Source organism: Pseudomonas sp. AM14(2022), assembly GCF_036346455.1.
Classification (GTDB): Bacteria; Pseudomonadota; Gammaproteobacteria; order Pseudomonadales; family Pseudomonadaceae; genus Aquipseudomonas; species Aquipseudomonas putida_A.
The window spans coordinates 379,407-396,312 of record NZ_JAOTNY010000005.1 but is presented as its reverse complement, the minus strand read 5'-3'; the positions used below and the strand labels follow the sequence as shown (position 1 = coordinate 396,312).

At 60.3% G+C, this 16,906-nt stretch carries 14 protein-coding genes; 2 read left to right on the top strand and 12 right to left on the bottom strand.

Going from position 1 to position 16,906, the window contains the following annotated elements; translation table 11 throughout:
- Nucleotides 1–76 precede the first annotated feature (76 nt).
- From hldE to msbA, 4 genes are all read right to left on the bottom strand, one after another.
- Nucleotides 77–1,498, bottom strand: a complete 1,422-nt coding sequence (gene hldE / locus V3W27_RS13665) for a bifunctional D-glycero-beta-D-manno-heptose-7-phosphate kinase/D-glycero-beta-D-manno-heptose 1-phosphate adenylyltransferase HldE (RefSeq protein WP_103368225.1) — start codon at nt 1,496–1,498, stop codon at nt 77–79.
- Nucleotides 1,499–1,600: 102 nt separating this feature from the next.
- Nucleotides 1,601–2,212, bottom strand: coding sequence for an adenylyl-sulfate kinase (cysC, locus tag V3W27_RS13660; RefSeq protein ID WP_330206812.1), 612 nt, complete (start codon nt 2,210–2,212; stop codon nt 1,601–1,603).
- A complete protein-coding gene (locus V3W27_RS13655; protein WP_330206811.1) occupies nt 2,205–2,909 on the bottom strand; it encodes a sulfotransferase family 2 domain-containing protein in 705 nt (234 codons plus the stop codon). The genes cysC and V3W27_RS13655 overlap by 8 nt, the downstream gene beginning before the upstream one ends.
- A 171-nt stretch (nt 2,910–3,080) precedes the next feature.
- Nucleotides 3,081–4,883 carry a lipid A export permease/ATP-binding protein MsbA gene (gene msbA, locus V3W27_RS13650; RefSeq protein ID WP_027611379.1) on the bottom strand — a complete coding sequence of 601 codons (1,803 nt, stop codon included), beginning with the start codon at nt 4,881–4,883 and terminating at the stop codon, nt 3,081–3,083.
- A gap of 153 nt (nt 4,884–5,036) precedes the next feature.
- Between msbA and V3W27_RS13645 the strand changes: the two genes are divergently transcribed.
- Nucleotides 5,037–6,899, top strand: coding sequence for an O-antigen ligase family protein (locus V3W27_RS13645; protein WP_330206810.1), 1,863 nt, complete (start codon nt 5,037–5,039; stop codon nt 6,897–6,899).
- Nucleotides 6,899–8,116: an acyltransferase family protein gene (locus V3W27_RS13640; protein ID WP_330206809.1), complete on the top strand. Its 1,218-nt coding sequence runs from the start codon at nt 6,899–6,901 to the stop codon at nt 8,114–8,116. The genes V3W27_RS13645 and V3W27_RS13640 overlap by 1 nt, the downstream gene beginning before the upstream one ends.
- A gap of 18 nt (nt 8,117–8,134) precedes the next feature.
- Here V3W27_RS13640 and V3W27_RS13635 read toward each other — a convergent pair whose 3' ends face one another.
- From V3W27_RS13635 to V3W27_RS13600, 8 genes are all read right to left on the bottom strand, one after another.
- Nucleotides 8,135–9,019, bottom strand: a complete 885-nt coding sequence (locus V3W27_RS13635) for a glycosyltransferase (RefSeq protein WP_330206816.1) — start codon at nt 9,017–9,019, stop codon at nt 8,135–8,137.
- 14 nt (nt 9,020–9,033) lie between these two features.
- A complete protein-coding gene (locus V3W27_RS13630; protein ID WP_330206808.1) occupies nt 9,034–10,188 on the bottom strand; it encodes a glycosyltransferase family 4 protein in 1,155 nt (384 codons plus the stop codon).
- Nucleotides 10,185–11,621: a PIG-L family deacetylase gene (locus V3W27_RS13625; protein WP_330206807.1), complete on the bottom strand. Its 1,437-nt coding sequence runs from the start codon at nt 11,619–11,621 to the stop codon at nt 10,185–10,187. Before V3W27_RS13625 ends, V3W27_RS13630 begins: the two co-directional genes overlap by 4 nt.
- Nucleotides 11,622–11,629: 8 nt before the next feature.
- Nucleotides 11,630–12,526 (bottom strand): antimicrobial resistance protein Mig-14, encoded by an 897-nt coding sequence (locus tag V3W27_RS13620; protein WP_330206806.1) that lies wholly within the window; start codon nt 12,524–12,526, stop codon nt 11,630–11,632.
- On the bottom strand, nt 12,526–13,656 hold the full coding sequence (locus V3W27_RS13615; protein WP_027611372.1) for a glycosyltransferase: 1,131 nt from the start codon (nt 13,654–13,656) through the stop codon (nt 12,526–12,528). The genes V3W27_RS13620 and V3W27_RS13615 overlap by 1 nt, the downstream gene beginning before the upstream one ends.
- Complete coding sequence (locus tag V3W27_RS13610) at nt 13,640–15,397, bottom strand: carbamoyltransferase family protein (RefSeq protein ID WP_007967355.1); 1,758 nt, start codon at nt 15,395–15,397, stop codon at nt 13,640–13,642. The genes V3W27_RS13615 and V3W27_RS13610 overlap by 17 nt, the downstream gene beginning before the upstream one ends.
- Before the next feature lie 225 nt (nt 15,398–15,622).
- Complete coding sequence (locus V3W27_RS13605) at nt 15,623–16,477, bottom strand: DUF3800 domain-containing protein (RefSeq protein ID WP_150369514.1); 855 nt, start codon at nt 16,475–16,477, stop codon at nt 15,623–15,625.
- A 6-nt stretch (nt 16,478–16,483) separates the two neighbouring features.
- Nucleotides 16,484–16,819 (bottom strand): YceK/YidQ family lipoprotein, encoded by a 336-nt coding sequence (locus V3W27_RS13600; protein ID WP_330206805.1) that lies wholly within the window; start codon nt 16,817–16,819, stop codon nt 16,484–16,486.
- Nucleotides 16,820–16,906 lie beyond the last annotated feature (87 nt).

Below are 16,906 nucleotides of genomic sequence, written 5' to 3'. Positions count from 1 at the left end.
GCGGCCTAATACTCCTACGGAGTGGTTTAAAAAAACTGAACCACTACACCGCAGGCGGCGATCTTTTTAGCTTGAATCAGTTACCGCGGATTTTCTCCACGATCGCCGTCGTCGAGCTGTTTTCCACCAGACCCAGCACTTTCACCGTGCCGCCGTAAGCCTTGACGATATCGGCACCAACAACCTGGTCGATACCGTAATCACCGCCCTTGACCAGCACATCCGGCTTGACCTCGCGCAGCAGGTTTTCCGGGGTGCCTTCGGGGAAGCTGATCACCCAGTCCACCGCACCGAGGCCGGCGAGTACCGCCATGCGTCGGTCGACACTGTTGATCGGACGTCCCGGCCCTTTCAGACGGCTGACGGAGGCGTCATCGTTGATCGCCACGATCAGACGGTCGCCCTGGGCGCGCGCCTGCTCGAGGTAGGTCACGTGCCCGGCATGCAGAATGTCGAAGCAGCCGTTGGTGAAGACGATGCGCTCGTTATGCGCACGGGCATCGGCCACTGCCAGCACCAGCTGTTCCAGACCTAGCACCCCACGCTCCGAACCTTCTTCACGCTGAATCGCGCGGCGCAGTTCCGGGGCGCTGATCGCCGCAGTACCGAGTTTGCCGACCACGATGCCCGCCGCCAGATTGGCCAGCGCCACCGCGTGCGGCAGCTCTTCACCGGCAGCGATCGCCGCCGCCAGGGTGGAAATCACCGTGTCGCCGGCACCGGTCACATCGAACACTTCACGGGCACGGGCCGGCAAGTGCAGCGCCGGATGCTCCGGGCGCAGCAAGGTCATGCCGTGTTCACCACGGGTGACCAGCAGCGCGCCGAGTTCGAGATCGTGCATCAGGGCCGCGCCCTTGCTCACCAGCTCGTGCTCATCGGCGCACCCGCCAACGATGGCTTCGAATTCGCTGAGGTTCGGCGTGATCAGGCTCGCACCACGGTAGATCGAAAAATCCTTGCCCTTGGGATCGGCCAGCACCGGAATGCCTTTGGCCCGGGCCGCCTGAATCAAGGCCTGATGGTTCTTCAGCGCGCCTTTGCCGTAGTCCGACAGCACCAGCACCTTGATGCCTTCGAGCAGATCATCGACCTGCGAGGCCAGGGCCAGCGCATCGGTGGCAAACGGTTCTTCGAAGTCGATACGCAGCAACTGCTGGTGCCGGCTCATGACCCGCAGTTTGACGATGGTCGGCTGGTGCGCGATGCGCTGGAACAGCGCGCGTACGCCCGCACCCTTGAGACTGTTGCTCAGGCTGTCGGCGGCTTCGTCGTCGCCGGTCACACCGACCAGCGACGCCGGCGCACCCAGCGCGGCAATGTTCAAGGCAACGTTGGCAGCACCGCCCGGGCGGTCTTCGATTTGCTCGACTTTTACGACCGGTACCGGTGCCTCAGGGGAAATCCGTGAGGTTCCACCATGCCAGTAACGGTCGAGCATGACATCGCCGACCACCAAGACTGGGGCTTGATCGAATCGCGGCATGGACAACTTCATGGAGCAACCCACATACAAAATGAACAGGGGCGCGATATTAACACAGGGTTGGCGCAGGCTTGCGTGCAGCCTGCAACAGGATGAAACAGTCCGTTACTTTGCTTATTTTTTGAGCACCAGTGCCGCCAGTTGTCCACAGGCTTCGGACAATTCCAGCGCCTCGGTGTCGATTTGCCACTCGGCTGCCAATGGCGCTTCGTAAGGACTGTCCACGCCCGTAAAGTGCGTGATCCGCCCTTCCCGTACGGCCTGATACAAACCTTTCGGATCGCGACGGGCGCAGACTTCGAGCGAAGTGCTGACGTGGACTTCAATGAACTCATCCTGGGCAAACAGCCTGCGCGCGGCGTCGCGTTCGGCGCGGAACGGCGAAATGGCCGCAACGATCACAATCAGCCCGGCGTCGACCATCAACCGCGCCACCTCGGCCATACGCCGGATGTTTTCCCGGCGGCAGAGGTCGCTCATGCCCAGGTCGCGGCACAGGCCATTGCGCACATTGTCGCCATCGAGCAAAAACGTGTGCAGACCCGACGCATGCAGGTGCAGTTCGAGGGCATTGGCCAGGGTTGACTTGCCGGCGCCGGAAAATCCGGTCAACCACACGCAGCGTGGGTGTTGTGCCTTGAGCGCTGCCCGGGCCTGGTGCGAGAGCGCCAGACCGTAAGGCCGAATGGCGAGCGTCTGTAGCGGCAGTGGCAGGGACTCATTCATACCCGAGCAACTCGTAATCACGCTGATAAACCCGACGCACCAGACGCCGGGTGCGCACCGTACAGAACTCCCGCGCCGGCAATGATTGCCGTTCCCGCGAGCCGTTGACGTGAGGCAACTCGCCAGTCAGCCCCAACTGTTCGCAAACCAGACGAAAATCCCGCGTCAGGTGTTCCTGATAACCGATGAAGTCCAGCGCCAGATGCCCCAGCGAGTCCGTCAGAAAGTCGGTCTGCGCGGCAAAGTGCAATTGCCGGGCAATCGTTTCCGGATGCAGCCAGCGCGCGACAAAAGCGTCGAAATCCCGGTACTGCCGCACCAACCGTTGCGCCATATGGTCACGCGCGCTCAACTCGTTGCCACGCAAAAAGGCGTAGGCCGAATAGGCGCGTTCCAGCGGGTCGCGAACAAAAGCGAACTTGAAGGCGTGGGCGAACTGCTCGGGAAACTGCTCTTCATACCAATACAGCGGCAAGTGCCCGGGTCGCCAGCCGTCGAACAGCGCCGTGCAAACGCTGCTGCCGGCGCATTTCGGAACATGGATAAACAGGCAGGAGCGCTGCTGGAAGGCCTGAGGAAACGTCAGGTTGGCCGACATCGACTTGTTCACCACCTGCCGATCGACCACCGACAGGCGCCCGAGCAGAAAAGCCCGCTGTGGCTTGGGCAGCAGTTTCCAGAGATAGCGTTGCAGCATGAAAGCACCCGCGCGACGGGGATGGCCCCCTCGATGGAAGTCAGAGTTCGTTGAGGAACCTTAACAAGCGCGGTGCCCGGATTTATTCCGGTTTGGTCAAGAAGGGTAAAGGTCTGGATACAAACGACGGTGGGAGCGAGCAGGCTCGCTCCCACAGGGCAGGGCCTGGAGTCAGGCGATATCTTCGGCCGGGGCATCGAGGCCCATGGCGTTGAGGCGCGCGTAGTAACCATTTTGCGCCAGCAACTGGTCGTGGGTGCCGCGCTCGACGATGCGCCCCTGATCCATGACCAGAATCAGGTCGGCCTTCTCGATGGTCGACAGACGGTGAGCGATCACCAGCGTGGTACGCCCCTTCATCACCTGATCCAGTGCCGCCTGAATGTGCCGTTCGGACTCGGTGTCGAGTGCCGAGGTGGCCTCGTCGAGAATCAGCAGCGGTGCATTCTTCAGCAACGCACGGGCAATCGCCAGACGCTGGCGCTGGCCACCGGAAAGCAAGACGCCGTTCTCGCCGACCTGAGTGTCCAGGCCTTGCGGCAACTGCGAAATGAAGTCCATCGCGTAGGCATCACGCGCGGCTTTTTCAATGTCTTCACGCGGCGCACCGGCCAGATCGCCATAAGCGATGTTGTTGGCCACGGTGTCGCTGAACAGAGTGACGTGCTGAGTCACCTGAGCGATGTGACGACGCAGGTTGAGCAGTTTGTACTGTTCGACTTCCACATCGTCGATGAGGATTTCGCCCTTGTCGTGGTGATAGAAACGCGGAATCAGGTTGGCCAGCGTCGACTTGCCGCTGCCCGAACGCCCGACCAGTGCGACCATCTGCCCTGGCTGGACCGAGAAACTGATGTCGTCCAGCACCTGGCGTTCGGTGCCAGGGTAGGTGAAGCTGAGGTTGCGCACGTCCAGACGGCCACTCACCGCATCGCGCTCGACGGTGCCGGTATCGACTTCCGGCTCGACGTCCAGTTGCTCGAAAATGCTCTCGGCACCGGCCACGCCTTTCTGAATGGTCGAGCTGACTTCGGACAATTGACGGATCGGCTTGGGCAACAGGCCCGCCAGCGTGATGTAGGCGACCATGTCACCGGCCGAGGCGTCACCGCGCAGGTACAGCACCAGGAACATCAGCACGGCCATGGCGGTGTAGATCACCAGTTGCAGCATCGGCGTGTAGATCGCACCCGTGCGAGTCATGCGCAGTTGCTTGTCGGTGTTGCCCTGGCTGGCATCGAGGAAGCGCTTTTCTTCATAGGCCTCGCCGCCGAAGCTGCGAACCACGCGATAACCCTGGATGGTTTCCGAGGCCACATGCGTGACATCGCCCATCGCCAGCTGGATCTTCTTGCTCTGCTTGCGGAATTTTTTGCTGGCGGTGCGCACCATTACGGCGATCAGCGGCAGGATCGCCACCATCACCAGGGTCAGCTTCCAGTTCATGAACAACAGCGAGGCAAACAGGAAGATCACCGTCATGCCTTCACGGATTACGACCTTGATCGCATCTGTTGCCGCCCCCGTGACCATCGTCACGTTGAAGGTGATACGCGAAATCAGATGACCGGAGTTATGCTTGTCGAAATAGCGGTTAGGCAGCACCAACAGGTTGTTGAACAACTGCACACGCAAGTCATGCACCAGCCCCAGGGAAACCTTGGCCAGGAAATAGTTGCCCAGATAGGAGCCCAGCCCCTGCCACGCGGCGATCAGGATGATCAGCAGCGGTACGGCCTGCAACAGTTGCAGGTCACGCAGGTAGGGCACGGAGGGAAACAGCACCGCTTCAGGGTTGGACAGGCCATCGACAAAGTACTTGAGGATGTAGCCAAGCATCGGTTGCGTCGAGGCGAAAATCAGAAAGCCGACGATGCTGATCAGGAACAGACTGATGTACGGCCGGACATAGCCGAGCAGGCGGAAGTAGATTTTCAAGCTCGATGGGCTTGCGGCGGGACTGGAATCGGTCATATCACGCGAAAGTCGATAAAAAGGACGCTGACTTTAGCACAGCTTCTTCAGGGTTCTGGCAATCGGCGAAAGGCTGTTATTGTTATGCACCTCTTCTGCATCAAATAGCCATCACTCGAATGGTCGATCAACCTCAGGAATGAATCTCACAGCATGCAACTTCGCGGCTTCAGCAGTACGTCCAATCGGATTTTCGATTTCATTAGCCTGTGGATTCTTCCCACCGGTTATTTCCTGCTCCTGTGCGCGCTGTTCTTCTTGCCGGGTCGAAGTCTGCATCACAAGTTGTTCTATGGCCTGTTCAGCATTCCGACACTGATCGCGCTGTGCCTGCGCCCGCGCGAACTCAAGGAGCTGCTGCGCGAGCCGATTTTCATCGCGGCTCTGCTGTTCGCCGCCTGGGCGTTGCTCAGCCTCGCCTGGGGGCCGGGCGGGGAGCCGCTCGGCGGAATGTTCAAGCCGCCACTGCATACCTTGCTGCTGTTTGCCGGCTGCTACCTGCTGGTGCGCTACCGCAGCGACATCCTGCAACCCTTGCTGTTCGGCGCCGCGTTGGTCGCGCTGATTGCCACGACCATTTTCCTGTTCATGTTCGCCCGGGTTTATGAGCCGGGCATGCGCCTGATCGGCGGTGGTGCCTTCGATAACCCGTTGCTCAGCTCGCACCTGTTCGGCTTCTTCAGTGCCTACTGGCTGAGCGTGACCATGACCTGCAAACGTCGCCAGATGATGTGGCTCAGCTTGCCGGCGATGGCAATCATGTTCATGGCCGTGATCGGCACCGGTTCCCGGACGCCGTTGGTGGCACTGACCATGGCGGCGCTGTGGCTGTGCTTCATCTGCTGGAACAGACGCTCGATGGGGTTACTGATCGCGCTGGTCCTGAGCGGCGTAGCAGTCATTACGCAGTTTTCGCAGATGATCACCGAACGTGGCGACTCCTATCGTCTGGAAATCTGGCAGAAGGTACTGCACATGATTGCCGATCATCCATGGATCGGTCATGGCTACAGCGCCAGCCTTGCCGTAGACCCCGGTAACGGCATCAGCTTTCAGGAGCCGCACAGCTTTATCCTGGGTGTGCTGTATTACGTCGGCATCATCGGCTTGCTGCCCTGGCTGTTCTTCCTGCTGTGGGGCCTGCTGAGCAGTTGGCGCCAGCGCGTGCAGCCACTGCTGATCATAGCCTCGACCTGGCTGGTATTCGGTATCGGCGCCGGGCTGACCGAAGGCGGCGGGATCATTTCGCGGCCCAAGGAACACTGGTTCCTGTTGTGGATCCCGCTGGCACTGATCGCAGCGTTGAGCATCAATCAACGCGCGCGGCGCCTGTTGACCCAGCCGGTGCAAAAGCTTGCGACCGCTGACCTGGAGCACATGAGCAGCACGGCCCAGATCATTGAAGAAGATGGCCTCGGCCCGAAAGTCCTGCGCCTGACCGACGGCAGTTTCCTCAAGCTGTTCCGCCGTCGCCGCTGGTACACCTCCGGCAGCTTCAATCCCTACTCCGAACGTTTCGCGGTCAACAGCGAACAACTTCGTCAGATGGGCATCCCGACCCCGCAAATATTGAATCTGTACCGTCTCGACGATGGCAGCAGCGCTGTGCATTACGCGCCGTTGCCGGGGCACACGCTGCGTCAGGTGCTGCAGAGCATTACCGCTCCAGCGGTGCGCCAGGCGCTGGTGGAGCGCTTTGGCAAATTCATGGCGCAACTGCACGAGAAAGGCGTTTATTTCCGCTCGCTGCACCTGGGCAACGTACTGGTACTGGAAGACGGCGAGTTCGGCCTGATCGATCTGGCCGACCTGCGAATCTACCCTACTCCGCTCAGTCTTTCCCTGCGCCAACGCAATTTGCGTCATATGCAACGTTACACTGTCGACAAACGCTGGTTGTTCGAGGATCACCTCGATGCGTTGCTCCAGGGGTACGCCATGACGGCGTCTAAATCCGCGGTTGAAAATCTGCACAGGCAAGTGCTGGCCGGCAACACCCCGGCTCGGGTTCATTGATGATCGAAACCAATCCGCTTATCGCGCTGGCAGCCTATCTGCTGGCCATCGTCACTTCCGCCCTGCTGTTGCGTGCGGTGCCGAAAATCGCTCGGCACCTGCAGCATTCCGGCGAAAGTCGATATGCCAGCATCGACGGCCTGCGTGGCTATCTGGCGTTTGGTGTGTTCGTGCACCACTCGGTCATTACCTGGATCTTCTTGCGCACCGGGGTGATCGACTTTCCGCCGAGCAACTTCTATTCGATGCTGGGTCAAGGCAGCGTCGCGCTGTTCTTCATGATCACCGGTTTTCTGTTCTGGAGCCGCCTGCTCGCGCAGGGACGCAACCATGACTGGCTGGCCTTCGGCGTGTCACGGGTATTTCGCCTGTATCCGCTTTATCTGCCGCTGATGCTGCTGGTGTTCGTCTCGATCTTCCACTTGCAGGACTGGCAAATGAAGGAGCCTGGCCTGGAGCTGTTCAAGCAGATCCTCGCCTGGCTGACGTTCGACCGCCCGGACATCAACCAGTACCGCCACTCCGGCATGCTGATATCCAACGTCACCTGGACGCTGGCCTATGAGGTGTTTTTCTACATGGCGCTGCCATTGGCCGGGCTGGTGTTCATCTACCGCGGCAGCTGGTTGCAGGTGGTGCTGTGCCTGATCGGCATCTACACGCTGTACCAGGTCATCGGCTGGGAACATTCGCTGAAGAAACACTTTCTGGCGAGCTTCCTCGGTGGCATCGCCGCCGCCTACTGGATTCGCCGGCCGGCGCTCGTGGCGTGGAGCCAGTCGCGTCTGGCGAGCATCATCGCCGTGCTCGCGCTGGTGATTGCGTTCACCGCGTTCAGTCGTGCATTCAAGACTGCACCGCTGTTTTTGCTGGGGTTGTTTTTCGTGATCGTGGCGTCCGGCAATAATCTGTTCGGCGCGCTGAAACCACGCAGCATTCGCTGGCTAGGCGAAATTAGCTACAGCACCTATCTGCTGCACGGGTTCGTCCTGTGGCTGATGGTGCAACGGCTGCCGCTGCTGCTGAATATCGATGCGCGGGAAACGGCGGTGTACCTGCCCCTGGTGGCCGTCTGCACCTGCTTGCTGATTCTGATCAGCAGCGCGACGTTCCTCTATATCGAGCAGCCGGGCATGGCTGCCGGCAAGAAGGTTGTGCATTGGCTGCGCCAGCGTCAGAAGGGCGAAAAGCGCTTGCCGGAGAAGGTCGCCCGCTGAGCGCGAGCGACCGCTGCCTCAGTCCTTTTCCAGCGGGGAAAAGAGTAAACGCCCCAGTCCGCGCCAGGTCTTCTTGTTCCAGGCCTTGAACGGGATCTGCGCCAGCAGCTCGCGTGCCAGCTTGCGATTACGGTTGGCGGTCTTGAGGAACATCGAGTTCAGCGCCTTGAAGCGCACTTCGTCGTACAGCGGATGATCGCTGAACAGCGCATAGGTGCGCAGGATGTTCTCGATCATGAAACGATGATTCTTGTACGAGTTGGTGGCGTGCTTGCGGTAACGCGCCATCACCACGTTCAAACCGTCGATGAAGTAGCCAGCACGGGTCACCTTGAGCTCAATGTACAGGTCTTCAAGACGAATCGTCGGATCAAACCCTCCCACCTTTTCCAGCGCCTCACGACGGATCATCAACGTCGGTGCTGGCGGATACGGCTTGCGTTCAAGAAACATGTCGTCGAAATCGAGGCGGCGAAACGGCACGTCGCGGCGCTGACGTTTCTCCGGGTAAAGACTGCCGTCGGCGTGCATCAGCTCGATATTGCCGGCACAGATCCCGACTTCAGGCTTGCCGTCCATGTACGCCACCTGGGTGGCAATACGTTCGGGGTACATGATGTCGTCGGAGCCGAACGGCACAATCAGGCTGCCCTTCGAACGGGCGATCGCGCCGTTGAGGGTATTGGTCAGGCCCTGATTCTGCTGCACACGGAAATCGAAGCCGTACTGCGCCTGCAACGCGCTGATGCGCTCGACGCTGTCGTCCTTCGAACCGTCGTCGACCACCAGCAACTCGATGTTCTTGTAGCTCTGGCTGAGGACACTGAGGATGCTTTCCTCAATGTACGGGCCGTGGTTGTAAGAGGCGATGATCACGGTGACGAGGGCGTTGGCTTCGCTCATGACTTGTTCTTCGCTCACGGCTGCTCCTTGCGAGCCTGCTCCAGGCCGGATTCGATCAGGTCCAGGTATTCCTGACGGAACACCTCGATGTCGTGCTGTTCCTGCAGATAACGGTAGGCCTGTTCGCCCTTGGCCTTGAGCTCGTCGTCCGACAGCGCCAGATAGTTATCCAGCGCGGCGACCAGACTCGGTACGTCTTTGGGCGTGATCGCCAGACCACCGGCACCTTCGATCAGCGGCAACATTGCCGGCACGTTCGAAGCGATCACCGGCAAATGGCCGCTCATGCCTTCGAGCAAGGCCAGGCCCAGGCCTTCGGCCAGCGACGGCATGGTCCAGATGTCGAACGCACGCACGTATTGCAGAGCGTTTTCCTTGAAGCCCAGCAGGTGCGCGCGACCGCTCAGGCCCAGTTGCTCGATCTCGGCCGCCAGCGGTGCCTGCAGGCGCCCGGCACCGATGATCGCCAACTGGGTGTTCGGGTATTTGTCCTTCAATGCGGCAAAGGCTTGCAGCAGATAGGTGTGGCCCTTGACCGACACCAGCCGCCCCAACGCACCGATCAAACGCACATTCGGGTCGAGGCCCAACAACTCGCGAGCTTTTTCGCGGCTGTGCTGCAAGCCCTCGGCCTGCTCGATGTCGATGGCATTGGTGATGGCGTAGGTGTTCTGGTCGGTGAAGCCGCAGTCACAATCGAGCAGGTACTGTTTGACCGCGGGTGACACGCCAACGAAGCGCCAGTGTCGATCGATCAGACGCTGGGTCTGGCGTCGTCGGTAAAAGCGGTCGTATTCACCGAAACCGTGGGAGATGCCAATGCACAGCGGCACCTTCAACCAGCGGTTGAGCGCCAGCATCATGTTCACCGGTTTGAAGCGGTTGCAGATCACCACGTCGAACTTTTCCCGGCGGCAGAACTTGTACAACTGCCACATCGCCCGCAGGCGCATGCCCTTGAGCGACTTGTCGGAAAACTCGAAGTACACCGAATGGTCGGCCCGGCTCACCGGCTCGCCCGGCCCCGGTTTGCCGCGCAGGAAAGCCGCGGTGATCTCATAGCGATCGCTCGGCAGCGCCTTGACGATCTGCTCGGCGAGGTCGGCAAAGTCATGGGCTTTGACGTTGTAGTCGGGTTGCAGCTGCAACACCTTGAACCGTTGACTCATGACTCTCCCCGCTGGACGCCTGTCTCACCGTGCCTCAGTAGCCAGAACAACTCCTGGCGCCTGACTGCTTTTCGAAAAAATTCGTTTTCGCCGTACACCGACCCAGCCCGCCCGGCGAGCACACGCTGGATAACCCGGCGCAGGCGACGCTTGAACGGTGCCGGCGGCTGCAGGTCATGCATCATGCCCAGCGCCATGGCCTTGTCCCGTTGCAGCTCGATGGACAGCGGCAGGCACAAAGGCTGCATCGGCACCGCCGCATCGAAGGCCGGCGGCAAGGCAATGCCCTGCCCGGTGTTGCCCATCGGCCAGCGGTCGTTGTCGTGCAAGTGGTTGGCGTAACCGAGCAGCGTCGGCTGCCAGTCGAGGCCTTGGAGCGCCTGCAAAACCGCTTGCTGGGCGCAGATATGGTCAGGGTGCGGATCGAGAGTCGGGTGCGGCAGCACGATCACCTCTGGACGGGCGCGCAACAGCACTTCACGCAAGTCGGCCAGCAGGTTGTTCCAGGTCGGCGCGCCGTCGGCATCGCCCGGCAGAGTGAACGGATTCAACTGACGAAACAGGCGCGTGTCGTTCAGGTCGGCTTCACGCGAGCCCACCGCCTGATTCGGCGCGGCCTGCATCGCCGCCAGTTGCAGGCAAAAGTAACCGAGTTGCACGCAGTGTTCCTGCGGCACACCGGCCCAACGCGGCACGGCGAGGCTGTCCCAGGCACGCAGACGGCCCTTGAGCCGCGCGGCCTCGACCTTGCTCATGCCCATCTGCTGATAATGTTCGGCTTCGATCTCGCCAGCGGTCAGGGTGACGATCCAGGCTTCGTCGGTCTGGCTGTACAAGCCATAGGCGGCCAGCTCGGCATCGTCGGCGTGCGGGGCGATCACCATCACCCGCTGACGGCGATAGTCCGGTTGCTCCAGTGCCCACAGCACCGGCTCGCCGGAGACCCGGCAGAAGCGCCCGCGCAAGCGCAACTGGCCTTGCGCCAGAGCTTGCGCCTGACCGCTGAGGTTCAGGTAACGCAGGCCATTGACCGCGCGCTCGAAGGTTTGCGAATCTGGATGCGTCCCGCCGAGCAGTTCGACGCGCGGATCAAAGAACCGTCCCAGCCAGGTGCTTTTAACCTTTACCGCGAGGATCAACGTCGCTTCGTCGACCAGCATCACGCCTTCATCCAGACGCAATTGCTCGCCGCTCAAATGCACCTTCGGCTGCGGTGTAAACGGCGGAAAGCTGTACTGATAATCGTCTTTCGGCGAATAGAACAGGTGATCGGCAAACCACGCTTCATGGGCGACCCAGCCAACCACCGCGAGCACCAGCGGCAACCACCACGCGACCAGCACACCGAGCGCGATCAACACGCTCAGGGCGATCAGCAAGGTAATGCGTTTATTGCGACGATGACGCTTGAGCAGTTGCTGTTTGCGGCTCATGGGCTGACTCATACGGTGAACACCGGCACAGGATTGCACCAGCGATCCTTGTATTCACGGTCGGCGCGACCGAAGGAAAACCGCAGCGGCTTGTTCAGTGCTCGCGCGTGTTCCCAGGCGCTTTGAGTATTGAGGAAGCTCAACACGCTGCCGGGGCTGAATTCGCGGGTTTCGGGATCGACGCCGCCGTTGATGTACTCGACGCTGATCCACTCCGGCGCTTCGACGCGGTACACCAGTTGAATGGCGATCGGCGCATCATTGAGGAAGATCACCGAGCCGATCAGCAGTTCGCGCAGCAGCTCGATGACTTCGGCCATGCGCGCCGCGCCGGTGGCCGGGAAGCCCCAGCGGCGCTGGAACAGATCACAGTAGATCGCCGCCAGTTCGGCACTGGAGAACTCGACAACCGGACGCACCACGCCACCCGCCTCCTCCAGCAGGCGCAGTTCGCGGCGCTGGTTGTAGCGAAACTTCTTCGACAGTTCTTCGGGGGTGCGGGCCATGGCCAATTGTTCGGTCTGCAACTTGAGGCCGCTGAAGCGGTTTTCGTTGAGCGCCGACAGATAGCGTGCGCGATGGCGCAGGGGTGCCTGGGCATCGACCGCGGCCGGCAGGATCAGCTCGGCATTGCCGAGGTCGAACAGACCTTTCTTGCCGTTGCGCTTAAGCACGTCCTTGGACAGGGCCAGGTCGCGGCCCCAGGTCGGGATTGCCGCTTTGACTTCACCGTCCTGCTCCCAGGCCAGATAGCGCACCGGGATGCCGGCCAGATCAGCCAGACGCTCGACTACCAAAGGATGCGTCGCGACGCTGCCGCCAAATCGCTGCCAGACGGTGGCATAGGTGGAGGCGTCAACGGGCGACCAGCCACGTTCGCGCCAGCCTTGAAATCGGTTGAGCATCAGCCCCTCGGTGCCAGATCGGTAACTTGCGGCAGACGCCAGAAGGTGTCGCGCACCGCACGGTCGGAGAAACGCTCACGCAGGCGATCGAGCATCAGCTCGGCGCACTGCCGGCGCTGCTGATCATCCATACCGGCCAAATGTTGCAGGCCTTGTGCAAGGTGTTCGGCATCGCCCAGCGGGAACAGAATCCCCACGCCTTCGACCACTTCCTTGGCCCCGCCACAGGCAGTGGCGAGCAACGGCACGCCAGCGGCCATGGCTTCGAGCAGCACCATGCCGAACGGTTCGTGATCGGAGCTCAGGGCAAACACATCGAAGGCGCGGAAGTAATTGCGCGCGTCCGGCACCTGACCGAGAAACAACACCCGGTCACCGATGCCCAGTTCGCGCGCCAGCTCCTTGAGATCCTGTTCCAGACGGCCCTTGCCGAGAATCACCAGCTGACTGTTGCCCGGCAGACCGGGTAACGCCGCGGCAAAACCGTGCAGCAAGGTGGCCTGATCCTTGTCCGGGTGCAGCCGTCCGACGTTGCCGACAATGAACGCATCCGCCGCCAGACCGAGGGTCTCGCGGGCCTCGCGGGCCGACACCTGACTGGCCTGCAAGGCCGGCACATCGATGCGGTTGTACAAGGTCTGGATGCGAGTGGACGGCCATTTCGGCAGGCAGCGCCGCATGTCGTCGCGCACGGCATCGGAGACGCCGAGCAGACTCAGACGCTTGCGAAAAATGTGCGCGAACAGCTTGCGCGTGCCACGTTTGTAATCGTCAAACGCGTGGTGCACGCCAATCACCGGCAGCGAGGTGCCGAGCAAGGCGATGTAGATCGGCTTGAAGCGATGGGCGATGCAGAAACTGAAATTGCGTGAAGCGGCGATCTTGCGCAGATCACCGATGGCGCCCAGCTTCAGGCCACGAATGGCCTTGGAGCTGTATTCCATGAACAACACTTCATCGGAAGCACACGCTGCGGCCACCTCGCTGTCGGCGGCCCCGGTCAGAAAGACCGTGGTCACCCGATAACCGGTGCCCGCGAACAGGCTGGCGTACTGCCGTGCGCAGTCGAGGAACGGCCCGTCATAGCCGTGACAGAACTGCAGCACATGGCGTTCAGCCGAGCGAGTCATAAGCGTTTGCGCCCTCTTTGACCACCAGAATGTCTTCCATGATCAGGTACTGTAGATCGGAGCCGAAGAACATGTTCAGGGCATCGGTCGGCGAGCAGATCATTGGTTCACCACGACGGTTCAGCGAGGTGTTCAGCGACACGCCGTTGCCGGTGAGGTTTTCCAGCGCCTTCATCATGTCGTAGTAGCGCGGGTTGTATTCGCGCTTGAGGACCTGGGCACGGGAAGTGCCGTCTTCGTGAACGACTTCCGGCACGCGGGTCTTCCACTCTTCCGCCACTTCGAAAGTGAAGGTCATGAACGGCGCCGGGTGATCGATCTTGATCATCTGTGGCGCAACGGTGTCGAGCATCGACGGGCAGAAAGGCCTCCAGCGCTCGCGGAACTTGATCTGGTGGTTGATCCGGTCAGCCACACCGGCCACGCTCGGGCAACCGATGATCGAACGACCACCGAGCGCACGCGGACCGAATTCCATGCGGCCCTGGAACCAGGCCACCGGGTTGCCATCGACCATGATTTTGGCGATCTGCTCCGGCATGTTGTCGAGCTTGCGCCAGGTCGGCTTGTTCTCGTGACGGGCGCACGCGGCGATCACGTCTTCGTTGCTGTACGACGGGCCGAGGTAGACGTGTTCCATCTTCTCGACCGGCACGCCACGGGCGTGGGACACATAGGCTGCTGCGCCGACCGCGGTGCCGGCATCGCCGGACGCAGGCTGGACGAACAGTTCCTTGATGTCATCGCGGGCGATGATTTTCTGGTTCAGCTTGACGTTCAGCGCGCAGCCACCGGCGAAGGCCAGCTTGCCGGTTTCCTTGAGCACGTCGCCCAGGTAGTAATCGATCATCTGCAACGCCAGTTTCTCGAACAGCGCTTGCATGCTCGCGGCGTAGTGGATGTACGGTTCGTCGGCAATATCACCTTCACGCTTCGGACCCAGCCACTCGATCAGCTTCGGCGAGAAGTAGAAGCCTTTGCCCTTCTCTTTATAGCGACGCAGGCCGATCACGTTGGCGTAGTCGGTGTTGATCACCAGTTCGCCGTTCTCGAACGAGGCCAGACGCGAGAAATCATATTTGCTGGCATCGCCGTACGGCGCCATGCCCATGACCTTGAACTCACCGTCGAGCATCTCGAAACCGAGGAACTCGGTGATCGCGCCGTACAGGCCGCCGAGGGAGTCCGGATCGAAGAATTCCTTGATCTTGTGGATCTTGCCGTTTTCGCCATAACCGAAGAAGGTCGTGGCGTACTCGCCCTTGCCGTCGATGCCGAGGATCGCGGTTTTCTCTTTGAAACCCGAGCAGTGGTAGGCGCTGGAGGCGTGAGCCAGGTGGTGCTCGACCGGCTCGATCTTGATCTTCTTCGGATCAAAACCCAGTTGCTCCAGGCACCAGACGATCTTGTTGCGATAGCGCTTGTAGCGACGGTTGCCCATCAGGATCGCATCGAGGGCGCGATCCGGCGCGTACCAGTAGCGCTTGGCGTAGTGCCAGCGGGCCTTGCCGAACAGGCTGATCGGGGCGAACGGAATCGCCACCACGTCAACGTCGGACGGCTTGATACCGGCCTGTTCCAGGCAGAACTTCGCCGATTCGTAGGGCATGCGGTTCTTTGCATGCTTATCGCGGACGAAGCGCTCTTCTTCAGCCGCCGCCACCAGCTTGCCGTCGATGTACAAGGCGGCTGAAGGGTCATGGCTAAGGGCGCCGGACAGGCCAAGAATCGTCAATGCCACAGGGTCTAGCCTCTTTAGTCTGCATTCAGGCGCGATGCGCCTTGAAAATTGATGTGCCCTCGCACCGGGCGAGAGACAGCTAAAGGGCGGGATTATAGCGTAAAAGCGCCGACAAGCCTCTAGCGGAACTGGCCGGCCTTTGCGTTGACACTCCCGAGCCTCTCAACATAGACTTCCGTGCAAATGGGCTGGGGGATCCCGGTCGGCGCTAATGCCTCGGTGAGATCACCGGGGCTTTTCGCTTTCTGGGGGAGGGAAAACCTTCAACCCCCAATTCTCGAAACCTTTCCCAACTTTATTCCGCCCACCGCTGCAATAGAACTTGCGCCTGAGCACATCAAACGCGCGATTTTCCTGACCCGCCCTCAAAACACTCATGCCGATCGGCCTTGCAACAAGATCAGCCAGCTGCAATCCGGTGGAATTGACTTGTTTTGTGGCGAAGACGATGTCAAACGGCAGTTGAACCCCCAATCGGTTAGACCCGCCACAAACCCTGCGAAACTCCAGCTCAAGCTCGTTATCCTCCCGCTTGCCTCGCCGCTCGAAAATCACATGCGTTAACACTTTATGTTGATGCTTTTCCTGCAAAAACTCATGCAGCGTTTCCAGACAGAAGCCGAGAGCCAAGTGGTAGGGGTTGTCCGCAGATGCCTGCTTTTCGCGCAGCAAGGCCTTGTCGATAACGCAACTGATCAGGACAAAATTGATGGCCTCGATAATGCCGGTCAATTCGTCGAGAAAGGCATGCTTGTGCACTCTCGAAGTGAACAGGCTGGAGAACGCTCCTTTTTCTTTTCGAATCTCCAGCTCATGCAGCACGATCAGATCGTGCCCCATATGGTTGAACTTGAATTTCTGGACAGCCGGAATGACCTTTTCGCAGTAATGCCTTTTTTGAAAGACGCAAAAAGCAAGCACGAATATAGGGTAATAGGGATCCAGCTTCTGCATCCCTTGATCACCGCTTTCATCAACATAGACGATGTAGTCGCTGTATCTCCCGGACGGATACAAGAGCGCTGCCGCTTCAACAATCGCTTGCGACTCGCTCTGGTTTTCAAACAGAGAAAATTGCAAAAAAAGTTACCCGCGATCTGTTCGCCAATAGATGCCGATATTGCCATCCACGACCTGTTGATAAATCGTATACGGCAACACCACCGTATCCAGCACCCCGGACAATGGCAGGTCCAGCAACACGAATGGCACCAGGACGCCGGAGGGGTCAGGGGGCGCGTGGAGCACACAGAAGTCGAACGCCAGCCCGCTGTAGATCCGTGGAATCGATTGGCAGTAGGTTTTCTGTTTGCGCATGTCGCGGGCGACGTCGGCGTCCATTTGCATTACCGAGGCGGCGGTGCCGCAGCCGGATAAAAGCCATGCGCAGGTGCTGAGTGTTAAAGCGTTTTTGATGGTCAAGTCTTGCCCTCCGAAGTGGTCAGGGCAAGCTAGCATCGGGGCTGGAGCGGGCACAGTTCATGGCTTCTGGAGAAGCTGTAGGACAAG